This window comes from Halobacteriovorax sp. RT-2-3 (genome assembly GCF_047085075.1).
Lineage (GTDB): Bacteria > Bdellovibrionota > Bacteriovoracia > Bacteriovoracales > Bacteriovoracaceae > Halobacteriovorax_A.
This window is the reverse complement of the sequence record NZ_JBKIYF010000001.1, coordinates 684,153-700,349: the sequence shown is the minus strand read 5'-3', so window position 1 is coordinate 700,349 and position 16,197 is coordinate 684,153. Positions and strand designations below refer to the sequence as shown.

The 16,197-nt window shown below is 37.2% G+C and carries 18 protein-coding genes; 10 read left to right on the top strand and 8 right to left on the bottom strand.

Annotated features, from left to right (window positions below):
- Positions 1–9 precede the first annotated feature (9 nt).
- Together ACMAYX_RS03210 and ACMAYX_RS03205 are read left to right on the top strand one after the other, a co-directional pair.
- Positions 10–753, top strand: a complete 744-nt coding sequence (locus ACMAYX_RS03210) for a rhomboid family intramembrane serine protease (RefSeq protein WP_103217534.1) — start codon at positions 10–12, stop codon at positions 751–753.
- Between the two features lie 110 nt (positions 754–863).
- The gene (locus ACMAYX_RS03205; protein ID WP_158246841.1) at positions 864–1,040 is read left to right on the top strand and encodes a hypothetical protein; all 177 of its coding nucleotides are present in this window, start codon (positions 864–866) and stop codon (positions 1,038–1,040) included.
- 54 nt (positions 1,041–1,094) lie between these two features.
- Here the strand turns inward: ACMAYX_RS03205 and ACMAYX_RS03200 are convergent, their stop codons facing one another.
- On the bottom strand, positions 1,095–1,997 hold the full coding sequence (locus ACMAYX_RS03200) for a LysR family transcriptional regulator (protein WP_103217533.1): 903 nt from the start codon (positions 1,995–1,997) through the stop codon (positions 1,095–1,097).
- A 157-nt stretch (positions 1,998–2,154) separates the two neighbouring features.
- On the opposite strand from ACMAYX_RS03200, the gene ACMAYX_RS03195 reads away from it, so the two are divergent.
- Positions 2,155–2,577 (top strand): hypothetical protein, encoded by a 423-nt coding sequence (locus tag ACMAYX_RS03195; protein WP_412471535.1) that lies wholly within the window; start codon positions 2,155–2,157, stop codon positions 2,575–2,577.
- An 80-nt stretch (positions 2,578–2,657) separates the two neighbouring features.
- On the opposite strand, the gene ACMAYX_RS03190 is transcribed toward ACMAYX_RS03195, so the two are convergent.
- Both ACMAYX_RS03190 and fliL read right to left on the bottom strand, forming a co-directional pair.
- A complete protein-coding gene (locus ACMAYX_RS03190) occupies positions 2,658–2,936 on the bottom strand; it encodes a hypothetical protein (RefSeq protein WP_412469670.1) in 279 nt (92 codons plus the stop codon).
- 164 nt (positions 2,937–3,100) lie between these two features.
- Positions 3,101–3,571, bottom strand: coding sequence for a flagellar basal body-associated protein FliL (fliL, locus tag ACMAYX_RS03185; protein WP_103217530.1), 471 nt, complete (start codon positions 3,569–3,571; stop codon positions 3,101–3,103).
- A gap of 161 nt (positions 3,572–3,732) precedes the next feature.
- Here fliL and ACMAYX_RS03180 point away from each other — a divergent pair, with 161 nt between their 5' ends.
- From ACMAYX_RS03180 to ACMAYX_RS03170, 3 genes are all read left to right on the top strand, one after another.
- A complete protein-coding gene (locus ACMAYX_RS03180) occupies positions 3,733–3,873 on the top strand; it encodes a hypothetical protein (protein ID WP_158246840.1) in 141 nt (46 codons plus the stop codon).
- A gap of 165 nt (positions 3,874–4,038) precedes the next feature.
- Complete coding sequence (locus ACMAYX_RS03175; protein ID WP_412462727.1) at positions 4,039–5,154, top strand: hypothetical protein; 1,116 nt, start codon at positions 4,039–4,041, stop codon at positions 5,152–5,154.
- Position 5,155: 1 nt separating this feature from the next.
- Complete coding sequence (locus ACMAYX_RS03170; protein ID WP_412471534.1) at positions 5,156–6,256, top strand: esterase/lipase family protein; 1,101 nt, start codon at positions 5,156–5,158, stop codon at positions 6,254–6,256.
- Here ACMAYX_RS03170 and ACMAYX_RS03165 read toward each other — a convergent pair.
- A complete protein-coding gene (locus tag ACMAYX_RS03165) occupies positions 6,246–6,524 on the bottom strand; it encodes a barstar family protein (protein WP_103217527.1) in 279 nt (92 codons plus the stop codon). The genes ACMAYX_RS03170 and ACMAYX_RS03165 overlap by 11 nt on opposite strands.
- 44 nt (positions 6,525–6,568) lie before the next feature.
- Between ACMAYX_RS03165 and ACMAYX_RS03160 the strand changes: the two genes are divergently transcribed.
- The 4 genes from ACMAYX_RS03160 (at position 6,569) to ACMAYX_RS03145 (ending at position 11,209) form a co-directional block, all read left to right on the top strand.
- The gene (locus ACMAYX_RS03160) at positions 6,569–6,928 is read left to right on the top strand and encodes a hypothetical protein (RefSeq protein ID WP_146037823.1); all 360 of its coding nucleotides are present in this window, start codon (positions 6,569–6,571) and stop codon (positions 6,926–6,928) included.
- A gap of 118 nt (positions 6,929–7,046) precedes the next feature.
- Positions 7,047–8,471 carry a glutamate--tRNA ligase gene (gltX, locus tag ACMAYX_RS03155; protein ID WP_412471533.1) on the top strand — a complete coding sequence of 475 codons (1,425 nt, stop codon included), beginning with the start codon at positions 7,047–7,049 and terminating at the stop codon, positions 8,469–8,471.
- Positions 8,471–9,736 carry a tyrosine--tRNA ligase gene (gene tyrS, locus ACMAYX_RS03150; RefSeq protein ID WP_392991597.1) on the top strand — a complete coding sequence of 422 codons (1,266 nt, stop codon included), beginning with the start codon at positions 8,471–8,473 and terminating at the stop codon, positions 9,734–9,736. The genes gltX and tyrS overlap by 1 nt, the downstream gene beginning before the upstream one ends.
- Before the next feature lie 18 nt (positions 9,737–9,754).
- Entirely contained in the window at positions 9,755–11,209 is a 1,455-nt protein-coding gene (locus ACMAYX_RS03145) for an ATP-binding protein (protein WP_412462724.1), read from the top strand.
- Here ACMAYX_RS03145 and ACMAYX_RS03140 read toward each other — a convergent pair.
- From ACMAYX_RS03140 to ACMAYX_RS03125, 4 genes are all read right to left on the bottom strand, one after another.
- Complete coding sequence (locus tag ACMAYX_RS03140) at positions 11,206–13,371, bottom strand: amino acid permease (RefSeq protein ID WP_392991601.1); 2,166 nt, start codon at positions 13,369–13,371, stop codon at positions 11,206–11,208. The genes ACMAYX_RS03145 and ACMAYX_RS03140 overlap by 4 nt on opposite strands.
- A gap of 81 nt (positions 13,372–13,452) precedes the next feature.
- Positions 13,453–13,722, bottom strand: coding sequence for a hypothetical protein (locus ACMAYX_RS03135; RefSeq protein ID WP_103217521.1), 270 nt, complete (start codon positions 13,720–13,722; stop codon positions 13,453–13,455).
- 58 nt (positions 13,723–13,780) lie between these two features.
- Positions 13,781–14,365: a hypothetical protein gene (locus ACMAYX_RS03130; RefSeq protein ID WP_412469666.1), complete on the bottom strand. Its 585-nt coding sequence runs from the start codon at positions 14,363–14,365 to the stop codon at positions 13,781–13,783.
- Positions 14,366–14,388: 23 nt separating this feature from the next.
- Positions 14,389–16,143: an NAD+ synthase gene (locus tag ACMAYX_RS03125; RefSeq protein WP_412471532.1), complete on the bottom strand. Its 1,755-nt coding sequence runs from the start codon at positions 16,141–16,143 to the stop codon at positions 14,389–14,391.
- Between the last annotated feature and the right edge of the window lie 54 nt (positions 16,144–16,197).

Below are 16,197 nucleotides of genomic sequence, written 5' to 3'. Positions count from 1 at the left end.
GGAGAAAGAATGCAAAATATTTATCTGCCGCCATTAACAAAGGTAAACAAGTATCTCATCGGGATCATTGTCGCATCCTTTCTTATAAGCGCAGTCTTTGCACAATTTCTTAATATCTCATTAGTTAATACTTTAGGGCTCAACGTTTCAGCGCTAAAGGCCGGTCTCATTTATAAGTTATTTACATATCCTTTTGTGAATACTGGTCTTTTTAATGTTGTCTTTACAGGGCTTCTATTTTGGTTTCTTGGAAGTGATCTTGAGATGCGTTGGGGAGCAAAGAGGTACCTACAGTATCTTGTGATTGCAGCTCTTGTTAACGCTTTTGCATACACTATTTTTGCACTCTTTATGGGTGGTGCAACGATAAATTATCCATTTCATGGAATGGCATTCTTATCATCTGCAATGTGTGTGAGTTACGCATGTATTTACCCTGATCGTATTTTTCAATTCTTTATGATCATTCCGGTAAAGGCCAAGTACTTCTGTTTAATCCTTGCGGGGATGAATGTGTACCAAGGCTTTTTCACTCCAGGTGGTGCACAGGCCTTTGCAAATATTGCTTCTATGATTTTCGGTGCTGTATTTGTTTTAGGTTTTAGGGCCCTAGGTCATTACGTACGCTCTCAAGGCTCTCGTATTGCAACTAAGCAAGGTGGGAAATCGACAAGCAAGAAAAAGAAAAGTCACCTAAGATTAGTTGATGATGAGGAGCGTCCAAATCCAGATGAACCAAGGTTTTGGCAATAAGCTTTTTAAGTCCCTGATATTTTTAGGGGTTTCCAAAGCAAATAACACATGATATAAAGCTACATTATTATAAATATATCAATCGTTAATTTTTTAAATAAGGAAATTCAATGAGACTTTCAAGAGCGTTACAAGAGAAAATTTTAGACCTAAGATTAAGAGATAAGCTTATCGCTGAGGGTAAAGTAACTAAGGCTCAGGTTGAAGAATACCTAAATGGATTAAAAGACGAAGAGTCAAACGTTACGACTACTGACGAGTCTACAGCTCCAGGAATGAATCAATAATTCAAACCAAAATTTTTTATATCAAGGCCGCTTTTTAGCGGCCTTTTTTTATTCCTAAATATTCTCCGTTAAGAATTCAAACAAACTTGAGGCCACTGGCCCTAATTTTCTAGCATTTAAAAAGGCAAGGTTTAGCTCGTTAATCATGTGATCTTTTGTTCCCTTAAAGAGCATGAGCTTTGATTTATTATCTGAGCGTTCGATAACGTGTAGGGGAAGAACGGAAATTCCTACTCCCGCAAGAGTTAGGCGCAGAACACCTTGAACGTCCATTAATTGCGCTTTTGGATGTTTGTTAAAGTTCTTGTTAAGGTGGTATTTAAACCAGCTTGTGATAACAGGTGAGCCTTCTAGGTATGCAATAAAGTCTAATTCATCTGCCTTTTTAAATTTCGTATTCTCGCTTAGGCCGTGAGAGCTCGCATACTCTTTTGAGCAGCAAAGAATAAGTCTTTCACTTGATAGGTTTCGTGTCGCAATTTGTTTTGGAAAGTTGAAACTGTCTGTGATCGCAAAGTCTAGGCCACCATTTAAAAGAAGCTGGCTTTGTCTAGCGGCGTGGTCATAGTTAATTTGCAAGGAGACTTCGGGATGTAACTTAAGCCATTCAGCAATGATTGGAATAAGTCTGTTATTACCAAACTCAATTGGCATCCCAATATGTAAAGTACCTTTTAAAACATTCTTTTTGGCCGAAACGTCTGCGAGGGCGCTTTCAAGATTCTCAAGAATTTGGCGACACTCCGTATAGAGCCTGTGGGCCTGCTCCGTTGGTAAGACCTTCTTATTAATACGATCAAAAAGGGAGATTTGCAGTAGTCCCTCAAGGGATTTGATGTGCTGAGACACCCCAGGTTGGGTCATCGCAAGATTTTTTGCTGTTTGAGACATATTCATTGTCTCATAAACTTCGATGAAAACACGCAGTGTAGGAATAGAAATATAGTCTATGTTCATAATTTCAGTACCTTAGGTGGTTCTATAGGATCAAGTATAACATATAATTATGGATAATGATTATTATATATAATTTCTACTAATTTATTCTTTGTTCTATAACTCCTTTCACAAGATAAGACTTTGAATTTTTTTAGAAGGTTTAGGGAGTAGGATTATGAGTAAATTAGTTTCAATTATTTTTCTTGCAGTATTAGCAATGAATGTAAGTGCAAAAGAAATTATTCTTAATGGTGATCTTATTGATTCTCAATCATTTAGAGGAAGAATCTTCAAAGTTATTATCACTGAGCAAAATGAAGAAATCGAATTAGTAAATGAGTACTTTGAAGCTCAAAGCTGTGAAGATGGACAATTTGCTCTTAAGCAAGCTGGACTAGGTAAGTACAAGCTTGAAGCAGTTCTTAACTGTAAGAATTGGGTAGATGAGCCTAGACAGCTTAACGTATGCCCTGAAGTCTTCGCTCCTGTTTGTGGTGCCATTAGCGGTATCGACGGTGATGCGTTTATTAGCTTTCCAAATTCGTGTGAACTATATCGTGCAAAGGCCATTTATGTAAATGAAGGCCGTTGCGAGTAATTTAAAAATTCCTTTTTTAAATTCCCATGTGTTGTTGTCTTAAGGCCCGCTTCCCTCGCGGGCCTTATAACATTTTAGAGCTACATATTAATAAACATTCTTCTTAATTTATTTCCATTACTATAACGTGCATCCTTCGAATGGCTGCCTTTAAGCGCAAAATGCTTTTGACGGTAGTGTTGATTATTTCGACGTTTACCTTTCTTATAAAGTCGTGTTTTCTTTTTAAGTTTTTGCTTACGCTCAGCTAAGTCATATTCTGTTGAAACATTTTCGATATTTTTTCTTCTCGCTAGAAATCGTACTTCATATGCAGGAAGTCCTAATCCTAGGTAGAATAGTAGTAGATAAGATCGCATGGAGACCTCTCAATTTAAAAATTTGTGAATGAAAAAAATGAATTTTAAATGTGAGAAGTGTTCACGATAATCACCTCGGTTAGTCGATTGAAATAAAGAAATGGATTTCTAAGTGATTATAGATTCATGATTTTTACACTATAGCATAGAAAAATAATTCGTGGTTATTGAACAACGAATTTTGAATAAAATACTTCTTTAACGACGCTCTTTTTTGCTAATTGATTGATACGTTTCTTGATTCGTCCTTCAAAGATTAATTTCCCTGAAAGAGAGTTTAGTTCATCAGGTTCAATTGATGCTGCGACATCAATAATGATGTCATAAATTTGTGGTTTGATCGTATCGAGTATTTGAGAGTCGTCTTGAGTGAAGAGGACAAGGTTGATTTGTACATCAAGAAATCTAAGACGGCGAGTTGCCGAGTCTAGGTTGACTGTAATCTTATCTAGAACATAAGTTGTTGGGAAATTGATTTGTTTGAAGTCATCTTTAAGCGCCTGCATTTCTGTAGCACTATTTGGTAGCTCTTTTTTGTAGATAACATTGGTGTAAACGAAGACGCCAACTGTGGCCATCGTTGTCAGTAGCAAGAATGCAATAATAAGTTGATCAAGTAATTTTCTTCCCGTCATAGAACTATAATATCATAGTTATTTTGGTGATTTAACTCGCTTTGTCGCTAGGTAGAAAATACTTTTTTAAAGTGTTGTTCTCCGAGTGGAGCACTCGGTCTATGCTAACGCTATAAAATTTGTATAAAATACTTTGCCTGTGATTATTTATGGAGGATGTAATGGGTAAGTCTAATAAGAATAAACGCAATAAGAAGTATGTAACGAATCGTAAAGAAGTGAAGAGAAGCTCTGCTATGAACACTTGGATTCTTATAGCGGTCACTGCAATTGGTGCATCCGTTGTTATTTATCTTTCATAGTAGCAAGCAAACGAATAAAAAATATTAAAACAAAATATTCAATACTTGATGCGCAGCTAATGCATGCGCATCGCTTCATTTCGTCTTAATTTTTGTGATTATGATTCAAGTTTGCTAGCATTTCACTCTTCACACATGAAAAAAGTTAAATTTAAAAGAGGGAATATGTTTAAAACTTTACTCGCAATTGCTGCGGCCATTTCTACATTGTCAGCTCAGGCCGAAATCTCAACTTATCAATCACTTCCAAAGGATTATGTAGGTACAATTAATCCTAATTCTTTCATTGAAGATGAAGTGACTGCTGGTGGTTTTAACGAATTAATGAAATATGTTGTTGCTGCACCTTCACAAGAGGATGCTGGCTCATGTCTATATATGTCACATACTGGTGTTGTTGAGTGGTGGTACAACCGCCTAAATAATCTTGAAGGTGATAATAAAGTTGATTTTGCTGAACGTTACTATATGTCTTTAAAGACTAATAAAACTAATCAAGACGAAATTGATAACTGGAGAACGGATAATATCAGAAGAATTAATAAAAGTTCTGTGATGTTCTCAAATAAGGATTACCGTTTTACAAAAGGTAACTTTAAGAAAGTTGATGGCAAGCGTGTTGTAACAGATGTAAATGATGAAGATGGATCTTATGGGACACAATTTAATTGGATTGATTTAACAGATACTATTGGGAAAAATGCTGTTGAGTACAAGCTTCCAAAGTTTAAAAGAGAAGTCCTTCATGTTGATGCTGATAAAGACCAGTGGTCTGTTGCAAAAGCTCCAGCAGATATTGTTGAAAGAATTAAAAAAGCTCTTCATAAAAGAAATGCTCCAGTTCTTGTCATTTATAACCATAAGGGTTTCTGGCACGCTAATTATATTTTTGGCTACAATGACAATGCTGATACAAAGGGATGTCCATTTGTTTCATCTTTTAAACCTTTTATGGAAGAGAAGCGTGACTACTGGTTAGAGAAGGCCGAGAAAACAAAATCTGATTCTTGGCGTGCTAAGTACTTGGCCAATGCTGAAAAAGTGATGGAAAAGGGAGATGCTGTTCAAAAACGTTACGAGGAAGTTGGATGCGCTTCAAAAGGTGTATTCTACGTTCGTGATTCAATTTATCCAAATGAAAATATGCCAAAATATGACTATGATCTTGTGAAAGAAGGTGAAGAAGATTTCTTAAATGCACCACTTATTGCAAGAGAATATGCTTGGGTACAAACGACTCTAAATCATGCAATTCAGATCTACCCAGAAGGTATGGAGTAAATTGAGATTTTTAGTATTATCTTTTTTATTTCTATTTTCAATTAATGCTAGTGCTACTTGTAGCACTAGTGACTCTCATAAAGGTCACGATGTGGTCTTTATCCATGGGATCGCAAGCAATAAGGGTGCTTTTGGCCATTGGGCCGAGTACTTAAAAAAATATCACCCCAATGAGTGTATCAACTCTCATTTTTTTGAATACGACACAGGAAATAATAAATTAAATCTTGAAGACTTTATCCAAAGTTTTGATTCCTACATGCATAAGAACTTTGAACATAGTAATTCAAAAATTACAATCGTTGCCCACTCCCAAGGTGGCCTTATTACGATGTTTTGGCTTAAGAGTATGGATGAGGCCCAAGATCCGATTCGTCATCGAGTAAAGAATATCATGACAATGGCGACACCTTATTATGGAGCGATTATAGCAAACCTAGGCTATTCCTTAGGGACATTTGTGTTGCCAATTCTTGGTAAGAAAGAATTAAAAAATATGAAAATTGGCTCTAAGAAAGTTGTTGAAACATTGGAGTTCTTCAAGAGTTCTCATTTTAAGGATATTATTTCTGATAAAAACTTTGTCACGATTTCAGCGACGCTGGCACCGAGTATATTTGATATTGAAGGGGATTTTGCCGTGGCCCCTTTTAGTTCAAATCCAAATATAAAAAATGAACAAGAGGTTTCGACTCATTATAATATCGACGGTGTTCATTTAAGATTTCGCCTTTTTGGAACACCTGCTACAACCCTTGTATCAAAGTACTGTCTTATTTCACCTGCTCGTTGTGAAAACTCAAGTTTGGCGATTTTTGAAAAAGAATTTCTAGGTAATCAGAAAGTAAAAATTAATTATGCAAAAGATATTAATACGTTTGCAGTTTATTTAAGAACTAAAGAAAAAGGCCCTTTTTGGGTTCATTCAAATAATATTCAGCGTGGTTTACGTTTGAGCTTTATCCATATTAGAGATGACCTATACTTTTATAAAGGGTATTTAATAGATGGTGATACAAGCGCTGAGCTTATTGTTTCACATGGAAATAGGACTTCAGTGATAGAAGTTAATTCAGGACAAACGAGTTATCTTACTCATTAACATAAAATCGAAATTCGCTATATTGTGAACTAATCAAGTCAAAAACTTCTTTTAAACGATAGAAATCTTGGCCTAATTTATTTTGCGCATCTTTTGTATTTGACCAATATAAACTTAAGTTTTTATCAGTATAAGTTTGGATAAATTCGTAGAGTTCGTCGATATTATTCGTATAGAAACTTGGGAAATCAAATAAGCGGCCGCACTCAACTAAGTAATCATCAAGTGTATCAAGTCCGTTGGAATTTAATTCAATTTCTCTGCGCATTTATTTCTCATTGCTAAAGGAAAATATATTGTTAGAATCAATTTATGACTAAGTTAATGAGTTTATTCGTATCCTGTCAATTGCTCTTTGGACTAAGCTCCTATGCTTCACATCCCAAAGTTGAGCTTGCGAATAAATACCTAAAGGCACGTAAACAATATTTGCTTGAGTATACAACTTTCGGTGTCGATGAGTGTCTTAAGCTTCATGCGGATAAGATCGTTTCCAAGGAAGATGGCTCTGGCCGTATTGTTGTTGGAACGCCACGTTACTTTCAACTACTTAGTTCTTGCTTCAAAAATATTACGAATACTTGTTATGGCGAGAATTGCATCGTGTCACGTTCCATGTCCAAGCGTTTAAAGAATGTTGACCACGTGGACTCGATTCTAAATAGTCTATAATATCAAGTGTTTTTCCCCAAAAAGTGCGACTTTGAAAGTGTCTTTTCCTATTTAAAAAGCTATAATATCGCTCAACTACATTAATTTAAAATACATTTAATTACCCAAAGGAATTTACATGACTGTTCGTGTTCGTTTTGCACCTTCTCCAACTGGCTACCTTCACATCGGTGGCGCTCGTACTGCTCTTTACAGCTACCTTTTTGCTAAGGCAAATGGTGGAAAATATATCTTAAGAATTGAAGATACTGACCTTGAAAGATCAAAGCGTGAGTATGAAGAAGCGCAAATTGCTGACCTTAAATGGATGGGAATCGAGCATGATGAAGGTCCTGATAAGGGTGGAGACTTTGGTCCATACCGTCAGTCTGAAAGACTTGATATTTATAAAGACATTGCTTGGGACTTTATTAATCGTGGATTAGCTTATCCATGTTTCTTAACAAGTATTGAATTAGAGCGATTAACTGAAAAAGCAGCAAGTGAAAATAAAGACCCACATGCTTATCACGGACAATATCGTGATCTTGACCCGGCCCAAGCTAAGGCGAGAATTGATGCGGGTGAAGAATATGTAATTCGTTTTAAGAACCCTGGAAAAACTTGGGAGTTCACTGATCTTGTAAAGGGTCACGTTAAATTTCCAGAAAATATGGTAGGGGACTTCGTTATCTTAAGAGCGAATGGAATGCCTGTTTATAACTTCTGTTGTGTTGTTGATGATGCAAAGATGGAGATGACTCACGTATTCCGTGCAGAAGAGCACTTAAACAATACATGTCGCCAGCTTATGATCTACGATGCAATGGGTGTGACACCTCCTCAGTTTGGTCACGTCTCACTACTTATTGGTCACGATCGTCAAAAGCTTTCGAAGCGCCATGGGGCAACTTCGGTTACTCAGTATAAGGATCAAGGTTATCTTCCTGCGGCACTTGCAAATTACCTTTGTCTTCTTGGTTGGTCACATCCTGAAGAGACAGATATTTTTGATGTAAATGAACTTGGTAATAAATTTGGTTACGAAAGATTTTCTAAGTCTTCAGCAATGTACGATATTGCAAAGTTAAATTTCTTCAACGAGCAGTGGCTAAGAAAGTTAGATGACAAAGATATTGCTGCTGGTTTTGATCGCTTCATTGCTGAAGGAAGTGAATACCATAAGCAAGATGAAGCTTGGAAGATTAAGTTTGCAGGACTTATGAAAGACAAGGTCCAGCTATTTAGCAATATTAATGAGCACCTGCCAATTTTCTTTGATGCTGGTGTCGATGCAGATCCACAATATGAAGAAGCGATTTCGTGGGAGACAACTCCACAGATTAAGGAATACCTAAAGGCACAACTAGCAGATCAAACGACTAACGTTACTGAAGAGCAAGTTGGTGAGTGGATGGATTACTTAAAGAAAGAATTAAAAATTAAAGGGAAGCCACTTTTTATGGGAACGAGAGTATGCCTAACAGGTAGAGCTCATGGGCCAGATTTAAAAACTGTTGTGGCACTTACTCCAGTATCAATTATTAAAGAGAGACTAGCGTAATGAATTTTTTTGAAGAATTAGAAGCAAGAGGAATTGTTAATCAATACTCACACGAAGAGTTAAAAGAAATTTTAAATGATAAGAAAATTTCATTCTATTGTGGTTACGATCCAACGGCAAGATCTCTTCAATTAGGGAATTTGTTTGCAGTTGTTACAATGATGCGTCTTCAAAGACAAGGTCATAAGCCTTACGTTCTAGTTGGTGGTGCAACAGGAATGATTGGTGATCCTTCTGGGAAAAGTGATGAGAGAAATCTTCAATCAGAAGATCAAGTTCTTCAAAACCTTGAAGGTCAAAAGGCACAGCTTCAAAAGCTATTAGATTTTGAAGGTGAGAATGCGGCCACAATGGTTAACAATATTGACTGGATTGGAAAGTTTTCATTCCTCGAGTTTCTAAGAGATGTTGGTAAGAGATTTCGTGTTGGTGAAATGCTTGCAAAGGACTCTGTAAAGTCGAGAATTAGCTCAGAAGCTGGAATTAGCTATACTGAGTTCACATACCAAGTTATTCAAGGTTATGACTTTGCTCACCTGAATAAAGAATATGATGTAAGCTTACAAATTGGTGGAGCAGATCAGTGGGGGAATATGACTGCAGGAATGGATCTTACTCGTAAGATGCACCAGAAGCCTGCATTTTGTATGACAATTCCACTTCTAACTGATTCCAATGGAAAGAAGTTTGGTAAGTCTGAAGGTGGAGCAATCTATCTTGACCCAACAATGACATCTCCATACAAGATGTACCAATTCCTACTTAATTCAGATGATTCTTCAGTAATTAGATATCTAAAAACTTTAACGTTTTTAACTTTAGAAGAAATTGCTGAATACGAGAAGTTAGTTGAAACAGAGCCTCATTTAAGAGCAGCACAAAAAAGACTGGCCGAAGAGATCGTAAGCTTAGTTCACGGTAAAGAAGGGATAGAAGCGGCACAGAAAGCAACAGACTTCTTCTTTGGTAAGGTTATTGAAAATACGACTGATGCAGAGTTAGCGGGTATTTTTGATGATGTTCCTTCGATTGAGCTTGAAAAATCGCAATTAGGTGAAATTACTTACTTAGATATGCTTGCTGCAACTCCTTTGTTTAAATCAAAGGGAGAGGCAAGAAAAATGGTCACTCAAAACGGTGTTGCCATCAATAACATTAAGAATGCTAATGTTGATCACGTGATAACTACCTCAGATTTGGCAAGTGAGTCTTGCTTAATTCTAAAGAAGGGGAAGAAGAATTATTGTGTGGTAAAATTCGTTTAGAAAACAAACAGAAACTATATGAACACACAGCAACTGATCGATTTATTAAAGCTTGGAAATTTTGAAGAGCAAAATGTTCGAGTTGCTGTGTTTGATGAAAATGCTTGTTTCCTCTTTGTTTCAACAACTCTTTTTGGATTCTCTGAAGATTATCTTGGAATGAGTGTTTATGATTACTACAAAGGTCACTTAAGCGAATCTGAAGTTTTAAAAGTTAAGAATTGTTTTGCAAGAGCGCTAAACGGAGAGTTTGGCCGAGAGCAGATTATACTTACGAATCGACTTAATCGAGATGCTATTACTTGGGATGTCGAATTTAATCCTTTTATTGACGATGAAGGCAATAAGAGAGTTTTATCTAAGATTCGCCCGCATGAAGTTAATCTTACTACTAGCTCGACAAATTTCTTTATTAGAGAAATGGTTGAGCAAAGTTCTGATATTTTCACTGTCTTTGATAAGGATTATAACTTTGTCTACGTTTCAAAAGCGGATGCGACTTGGAATGGAAAGCCTCTCGTTGGGCTAAATATTAAAGATGTTGTAAGTGGAAAAAATCTTAAGAAATTCTATCAACGTGCTGATCGAGCAAAAGAATCTGTCGGTGAAATTATCACTGATACTGTTTTTATGGAAATGGGAGATGATGAGGAGTCAGTTTTTGAATGCTCAATGGAGTATCATGACTTCAATCAGCTAGGTCACTACTTTCTTGATCGTACGGCCGATGTTACGGAACGCTTCCGTCGTAACCGCGAAATTGATTCTCAAAAAGCAACAATTGATAAAATGAGTAAGTGGACGGCCCTCGGACAAATGGCCGCCAATATAGCTCATGAAGTGAATAATCCATTAGCAATCATCGAACTGCAGGTTCAGGCCATTGAGCGACGTGGTGAAACGATTAGTTCAGAGCAATTATTAGAGAAAATTCGCTCAATTGGTGAGCAAAAAAATCGAATTGCAAATATTGTTAGCTCTCTCAATATTTATTCTCAAGATGATCGCTCAATGCGTGAGATGACAAGCTTGTCATCGATTGTTCATGACTCTATTGCATTATTTAAAACAGGGCTTGTTGACGAAAGTCTTCGCATCGTTTTTTCAAATGATGCTGATTCGGATCTCGTGAATATTAACTCATCAGAGATTATTCAAGTTTTAATCAACTTATTTAACAACTCTCACGATGCGATTGCTGGACTTAAAGAGCAATGGATTGAAATTAATCTTCTAGATGATGCTCAACACGTTATCCTTGAGGTATTAGATAGTGGGCAAGGGATTGAAAAAGATATAGCTCAAAAAATCTTTAATCGTTTCTATACAACTAAAAGTAAAGAAAAGGGAACAGGTCTTGGCCTAAATATTAGCCGTGAAATTATTATGGATCACGGTGGAAGTTTAACGTATGACCCAGACTCTGAATATACGACTTTCTCTATAAGCCTTCCAAAGTCTGAGCTACTTTAATTCGCGTTTCCTGTATGAATCCCAAGAACTGAACATGAAGCCTTTGCCATAATTTGGTCATCTTCTGTACCAAAGACATGAAACCAACGATGCTTCTTATTTGAGTTGAAAACGAGCAGGTCATATTCAACTGTAATCGTTTCTAGAGTATCGACTTTGTCGTGATACTTTATAATGTGTCCAGTTGTTCTAACATTCATATCACCACTAATAAGGCGAATATACTTCTCAACTTGAGAGGTCTCTTCAATTGTAAGGTCTTTGTCGGTTAAGTAGATAAATGTGATCTCTGCTTTATGGGCCTCTGCAATTTGTTGGGCCGCCTGAATTAGTGTGACATCATTTGAGTTTTGGTCAATTAAAACCATAATCTTTCTCATATACCTCACACCATTGTCTCTAAAGATAACGAGGTGACAATTTAAATGAGACCTTAGCCATGCTACGGGACTTTGTGTTGTGAATGTATCACGTAGGCGTCCTTTCCACTCCATGAATAGCCAATTACAGTGTAGTCTTTGGCCAATTTCAAAGATTGATTTTGATAGATCGTGGGTAACAATTGGATCAAAGTTAATTGGTGTTGTCTTCTCAATGGCCATGGCAATAACTCGACGTCTTAAAGACCTAAGTTTTGGGTCTTCATCAGTAAAGTCATTAAGATCAGTTTGCTCAGGTGCCTCTGTCAGGTGAGCAACTTCAATATTTTCTCCACCCGCAAGTGATGTCCCCATATCAATGAGCATCTCTGGTGATCGCTCATTTCCAATGAGGGCCACGACAACATTAGCGTCTTGATCAAGACTTAATTTTTCCGACATTGCTGGAGCAGGAAATTGGGCCTCATTTACTAGGTCCGTTCTCTTTCCTCTGATACCAAGAACTCCTTTTCGGTTAACACGTCCTTTAGCGTAGAAGAGATAAATCAAAATTCCTGGAACTGAAATTGAAACCAGCCCAATCACGGCCAAGTCTTTCATCATTACAAGTAAGTATAGAGTTGAAAGAATTCCGAAAATTTGGACGTACGGATATAGTGGTGATTTGTAAGTCGGTTTATACCACTGGATATGTGTTTCTCTTAGAGCGATAACAGCAATATTTTCAATCATGTAAATTGTTAGAATGAATGCTGAAGCAAGCTTTGCGATCTTAGCAATATTTAAAAAGTAGATGGCACAGGCGATGACAAGTCCTGAGGCCAAAATACTCCATACTGGTGTAAGAAATTTTCGATGAAGATGTCCAAATAGCCTTGGGATAAGGTGATCACGGCTCATGGCAAAAGGGAAACGAGAAGCTGCTAAAAGGCCTGCGTTTGCCATTGAAGTCATCGTTAGAATGGCCAAAATCGCCATAACCAGACCGAAATTTTTCCCACCAAATTCATATGCTAGGGTATAGATTGGTCTTAAATTATTTTTGAGTTGCTCTAGTGGTAAGTATTTAGCTAGGGCAAGTGTTGTAACACAGTAAAGAAGTGTCACAATTAAAAGTGACAGAAGAATACCTCTTGGGAGATTCTTTTCTGGCGTCTTTATCTCTTCCGCAATTGCTGCAACTTTAGTTACACCCGCGTATGAAATGAAAACAAGACCAGCTGCTGCTAAGATCGTATCAATATGTGTAAACGAAAATGGAATCCCTGTAATAACCTGGGCCGTTGAAAGGGTTCCAATATTTAAAACTGTTAAGCCTATTGTCGAAAGAATGACGACGGCAATCAGTAATCCACTGACTTTACCAACACCAACAATATTAAGGAGCGTGATGATGGCCGTTAGAATAAGGGCAAAGTTTTTTAAGTCAAATCCTGAGCTAATGGCCCCTAGATAGGCACCAAAACCCATTAATGCGAAAGCTGCTTTAAGAAGCAGCGAGATCCAAAGGCCAAGACCTGCAATTGTTCCGGCCATAGGGCCAAATGTTCTTTCTATATAGATATATGTACCACCTGAAGCTGGCATGGCCGTGGCAAGTTCAGACTTAGATAGAGCGGCCGGAAGAACGCAAAGTCCAGCTAGTAAGTATGAGATCCAAACATATGGGCCTGTTACTTCAAATGCGAGTCCTGGAAGAACAAAGATCCCTGATCCAAGCATTGAGGCAATACTGATAGAGATAACTGACGAGAGTCCTAAGTTTCTTTCAAGTTTCTTCAATTAAATTCCCTTATTCAAATTTTAGTATTTGGGCATTATCACAAAAAAGAAAGGGATTGTTAATAAAAATAGGTATTTGGACTATAGTTCAGCTAGGATCTCTTCAAGAGCTTTTTTTACAAGGTCGCGCTTTGAGTCAAGATCTTGGTCTAGCTCAAAAGCCTTTAAAGAAGCACCAATTTTAAGGAAATTATAGCAAGAGAAGCTTCCGGCCATCTTGTGAAGGACCTGACGGAGTTCATTTTCTTGCATCGTTGCAATTTTTGGCAAGAGGTAGTCAATTTCAGTTTTTTTAGATGCCTTAAACTTCGGAAGTAGTTTTTGAATATGAGAATTGAGACTCTTTTCCATGACATCCACCTTGTGGGCTATGTGAGGGAGCATTAGGCTCCCTCATATGTGTCGAGTGCTATTTACGTGTAGCTTTCTTGGCCGTTTTCTTTGGGGCCGCTTTTTTTGCAGCTGCTTTCTTTGGGGCAGCTTTTTTTGCAACGGCTTTCTTAGGAGCAGCTTTCTTTGTCGTTGCCTTTTTTGTTGTAGCTTTCTTTGCCGCCGCTGTTTTAGCAGCAACATTTTTCTTAACTACTTTCTTGGCCGTTTTGGCCTTCTTCTTAATTGTTGCCTCGGCTTCTTTCACTTTTTTAGTTGCCGTCTTCTTGGCCTTTTTCATTTCATCTTTTAGATATTTATCAAGGCTCTTTTGAAGCTTTTGAACATCTTTGATGTGTCCATCGAGATATTTCTTTGCGGCCTTAACTTCTTTTTGAATTGTTGTGTCCACAAATTTTTCAACTTTTTTCTTTTCTTTCTGAAGTGTGAGAACAACTTTTCTAACGTCTTTATCAACAACGTTGCGAGCTTCTTTCTCAACTTGACCAATAAAGTTCATCACATTTTTTTCCACTTCTTTTACCGATTTATTTGTAATAACATTATCAACCATTGCTTTTACATCGTCGAAAGAACTCATTACCTTTTCAAAAGTCTTATTCATTTTCTCTTATCTCCCTAAACCTATTAGACTAAATTAAAATCAACCTTCTTACATATCGGCACGCGTCTCCCAAAACCAAAGCTTTTATCTTTAAGTTTCAAAATAGGACAGAACTGCTGCCTTTTATACTCACTATTTAATATTAGTTTGATGACTCTTTCAACTTCAGTTTTGTTTAACCCAAGCTTAAGAAGATCTTCCATATCGTAGCGATAAGAAAGGTATGATTCCAATATCATATCGAGGGTATCGTATGGAGGTAAAGAATCTTCATCTTTTTGTTCTTCCCTAAGCTCCGCACTTGGAGGGCGTTCGATTACTGCCGTTGGAATGATATTATTAAAGTTTTTATTAATATGTCTTGAAAGAGCAAATACTTCACTTTTATACAGATCCCCAAGAATGCTTAAGGCACCTACTGAGTCACCATATAGAGTCGAGTAGCCAACAGCAATTTCTGATTTATTAGAAGTATTGATTACCATTGCTCCTGTCTGATTTGAGCGAGCATAGAGTAGTGCCCCTCTTAAACGAGACTGTATATTTTCATCAGCTAGCCCTGTTAATGGGTCTAGAGAGTCTTGAAATAAATTTTGCACTGATGAGTGAAGAAACTTGATTGGTACATTGTGAAGCTTCACACCAAGATTCTTACATAGCTCCTCACTGATTTCCCAGCTAAGTCCTGCTGAGAACTTAGAAGGCATGTAAATGGCCTCAACTTCTTGACCTGGGCGAAGGAATAATTTCACTAGTGTTAGAACAAGTGCAGAGTCAATCCCTCCAGAAAGGGCCACTAGGAATTTATTCATACCACACTTTCTGGCATAGTCCTGAAGACCTAAATTAATTGCTCCTAAAATAGCATCTAAATTTTCTTCTGTAAGAGGTCTTAGCCTTGCTCCATTTACAGTTTCTTCTATCTGAGGACCAAATAGAGACTCCCAAGAGTGGGCACCTTGAGGTGCATCTCCAAGATTTTTCATTTCTACTGCTGGCCCTACTTCAACTTCCATCACATCCGAAACAAAAGACTTTGCCTTGGCCACAACAGTCGTTTCATTAACAACAAAACTAGCACCATCAAAGATGATCTCATCTTCTGCTCCAACTTTATTGACATAGTAAAAAGGCACATTGAAGACTTTCGATATCTCGCTTGCACGCTTTAGGCGCTTTTGCTCCTTTTCAATATTCCAAGGTGAAGCACTTAAGTTGATAACACCATTTAGAAATTTACCTTGAGCTTTATCCATAAGGAGTTGAAGTGGGTCTATCGAATACTGTTTCGAGTGCCACATATCCTCACAGATTAATAGACCAAAGTTATAGTCACCAAGACTCCAAATTGTCGCAGAGTCTCCAGGTGTATAGTATTTTGTTTCGTCAAAAATATCGTACGCTGGCAGAAGACATTTCTTATAAATATCATTCAGGTTGGCATCTTTTGTGACCTCAAATATCACATTGTAGATATGTGAAGGGATCTGTGTTTTTTCATCAAAGTCATAGCGAATTCCGCCAATTAGAAGAGCTGTTTGATCCTCAAATTTGATCTTAGAAAATAATTGCTTAAGGGCATCAAGTAATTCGTGATATTCGCGAATAAATGTTTTTTGTAGAACTAAATCTTGAAGCGGATAGCCTGTTAAATACGTTTCTGGGAAGATGTGAATTTTGTTTTGAAAGTCCTGAGAATGAACGAGATTCTCTATGTATTTGTAAATTTGTGTAAAGTTGCCAATGGTGTGATCAGTTTGATGAATGACTATTTGCATTGCGTCGTCTCTATGTTAATAATATTAGTTAAATACTGGTAATTAATGGACTTT